The sequence below is a fragment of the Chishuiella sp. genome (assembly GCF_032109125.1).
Classification (GTDB): Bacteria; Bacteroidota; Bacteroidia; order Flavobacteriales; family Weeksellaceae; genus Empedobacter.
Map to the genome: position 1 here is coordinate 41,324 of NZ_DAMCLZ010000010.1, position 3,570 is coordinate 44,893.

At 29.0% G+C, this 3,570-nt stretch carries 1 protein-coding gene; it reads right to left on the reverse strand.

Annotated features, from left to right (window positions below):
* Positions 1–3,570, reverse strand: a 3,570-nt coding sequence (locus RT575_RS11005) for an MBG domain-containing protein (RefSeq protein ID WP_313580840.1), incomplete at both ends; no start/stop codon positions are given.

A 3,570-nucleotide genomic window follows, 5' to 3' on the forward strand; every position in this document is an offset into this window, starting at 1 on the left:
AAAACTAATTCCTGAGATAGTTGCTTTCGTTATTTCTAGATAATTATTTACAAATATTACAGAATAATTTGATGTCACTGATAAGGTTCCTTTTTGAATTTCATAAGTTCCTACATCTTCTCCTATTTCTCTTTGTAAACTTCCAGATAGTATATCTGATTGAATATCATTATTTACTAAACCACTTACTGAATAAGTTAATTCTGGGTCTATCTCTGCATAATTTTTTGATTTTGGTTCTGCTGTTATAGTAATAATTGCAGGATTTATAGTTAAAATTTGCGAAACGTTTGCTGCTGGTAAATAGGTATTATTTCCTGATTGCATAGCTGTAATCGTCACATTCCCAATAGAATTTGCTTTTAATTTCCACTTTCCATTGCTATCCTGATATACTTCTGAAACTGAAGTGTCAGATGACTTATATTCAACATCTAGATTACTAGATGAAGTTGCTGACAATTCTATCTCATCTCCATAAAGTATATTTTGTAATGGATTGAATGTTATAGTTTGATTTGCTAAAGTGGTAGCTGAAGCAGTAGCTTCAGGACTTTTATTTCCTAAATTATCTTCTGCCGAGATATAATACGTATAATTCGTATTATTATCCAATCCTGTATGCTTATAGGTTTCTGTTCCACTTGGAATTGTTGCTAAAAGTGTTTTTGTTCCTTCTATTAAAACAAATAGATTATATTGTTTAAAATCAGATTCTGTATTCGCATCCCAAGATAAATTTATTTCTTTATCTCCTCCTATTCCAATAAAATTAGTTGGCGTTGCTGGTGCTAATAAATCTATTTCATAAGCTTCTCCAGAATTAAAACCATTAACAATTAAATTCTCTGCAACATCCATAATTTCAGTTCCAGAAGGTTTTAAATCTAAACGAATTTCTCCTTGACCAGAAATAGAATTTACTACTAAAGTATATTTATCATCAACGGCTGTAACACTTGCTATATTTCCGGAAGCTGAGCCTATAGTAGTAAGTGTAAAATCTGAAATATCTACACCAGATACAGGTTCAGAAAAAGTTACTTCAAAAGATACATTAGCTGCATTTGTTGGAGAATCATTTAATCGTTTTATAGAGACAACTACTGGTCGTACACCATCTATCACAATATTTTTATTTGCAGATAAAGAACCTTTTTCTTTTGGTTCAGGTAATAATAAAACAGCGTCTATTAAAGAAGAACTTTTTATTGTTGAGCCATTTAGAGATAATGAAGATGTTGAATTATAATCTAAATCTTCATTTAAATCTCCTTCTTGTACCGTATAAATAAAAGTTAATATATTTGTTCCTGTTCCACTAATATACTCAGCATTTCTATCTACCAATCCTGTTTCTAAAAGAAGCTTAGGAATACCATTTGTAGTATCAACATTAACTGTTTTATTAAATTCTACTGTTATAGTTATATCTTTTCCAATACCATATAAACCATTATCAGTTGTAGATGTAACATTAATAATTTTTGGTGCTTGATAGGACTGACTTTCATACGCCCCAATATCTATTGTTCCGTCAAATAAACGTGGATTATTCGCTAAATCTGTATCTGTATTTATATCACCTGTATACAAAGAATTATCTCCTTTGTTTACTAATGGGCTATTTTGTTGTAAGCTATAATCACTTGTAAACAATGGATCTAGTGTTCCATCTATATTTCCATTTTCTGTTGAGGTTATTCCTTGTATGTAGCTGTATTTTATTTCACTATTATAATTATGATATAGACCATAAACTGTTGTAATTAATTTATCATTTATATCTTTATTTTTATAAAAAATACTGTTATAAAATGTAAATAAATTTTTACTAGAAATTATTAAATTAGACGAATTATCTACAACACTAGAATTTACAATTTTCACAAAAGACTTATTACTTTGTGAAAATGAATAAATTCCTCCACCATTTGATGCATAATTTTTACTTAGAATCGAATTATAAATATTAACATTTGATATTGATTGAAAACTATTATTACCATAAGAGTAAATTCCTCCACCATCATCGCTAGAAATATTTGATTTTATAGTAGAATTATATATATTTATTTTAGATTCTAAATCATAAGAATAAGAATGTATTCCAGCACCAAATCTGCCTATATTATTTAAAATTAGTGATTGTTTTATATTAATTTCTGAAAATGAATTATTTGATGACTCACTATAAATTCCTCCTCCATTTGCTGTAGTAGTATTACAACTTACATCTACATTTTTTAAATTTAAAATTGCAGATGAATCTGAAGATCTAAAATATATTCCAGCTCCTCTATCTCGATGAACACCTTGACCATTTATTTTTAGTTCTGATTTTTCGTTTGCATTTCCTCTTTCTATTGTGAAACCATCTAAAAATAGATGAATTGAATTTTTATTTATTCCTGTTACTACGTGGTAAGCATTTTCCGTATTATTTTTTATTTCTAGTGTCTTTCCACTACCACTTATTATATCATCACCGTTAAAATCGCCACTTAATATCGTTCCATTAGGTGCTTCATTTTTTCCATCTGGTATTATTCGCTTATCATCTAATGTTTTTATGTTATTATCGGGATCAAAACCTCCGTATAATTTTACATTATTTACCATCAGAAATGTATTATCTTTATCTTTATCTTTCCCATAATTTACTCCATCTTCTGGTGAGTATAAAGGATGATAAGTTCCTTTGGATACATATATTTTCAGTGGATTACTACTAGTCCAAGCATTTTTCTTGTTTTCATCGTTTGCCCATAAAAGTGCATCTGCCAATTCGCCTATGGCATTGTCCCAAGATGATCCATCTTGTTTTCCTGAACCTCCTTTCTTTACGTAAAGTATATTTTTGCTGTCTGGTGCTATGTTTATTGATTTTAACTGACTTTCATACGCCCCAATATCTATTGTTCCGTTAAATAAACGTGGATTATTCGCTAAATCTGTATCTGTATTTATATTACCTTTATACAAAGCATTATCTCCTTTGTTTACTAATGGGCTATTTTGTTTTAAACTATAATCTCCACTAGATTCGTTTGTAAACAATGGATCTAGTGTTCCATCTATATTTCCATTATCTGTTGAGGTTATTCCTTGTATATAGCTATTCTTATATTCTAAATTTGCTTCTGTAGGAACATTTCCTCCATACAAGTCTACACCGTTAGTAAATAATGTATCATCCATTTTTTTATTTCCATATATAATACTGTTATGAATTTTTAATTGATTATTATTTCCTCTATCAAAATAAACTATACTATTTCCTTTGTTCTCTAATAAATTTGAATTTACTAAACTTACTGAAGAAGAATAAGAAGAATAAGAAGAATAAGAATAAATTCCGCCTCCATAGCTCGATGTATTTCCACTCACACTAGAATTTACTAAACTTACTGAAGAAGAAGAAGAAGAAGAAGAATAAGAAAAAATTCCGCCTCCACTTGTTGATGTATTTCCACTCACACTAGAATTTACTAAACTTACTGAAGAAGAAGAAGAAATTCCGCCTCCAGAATAAGAAGAACTATTTCCACTCACACTAGAATTGACTAA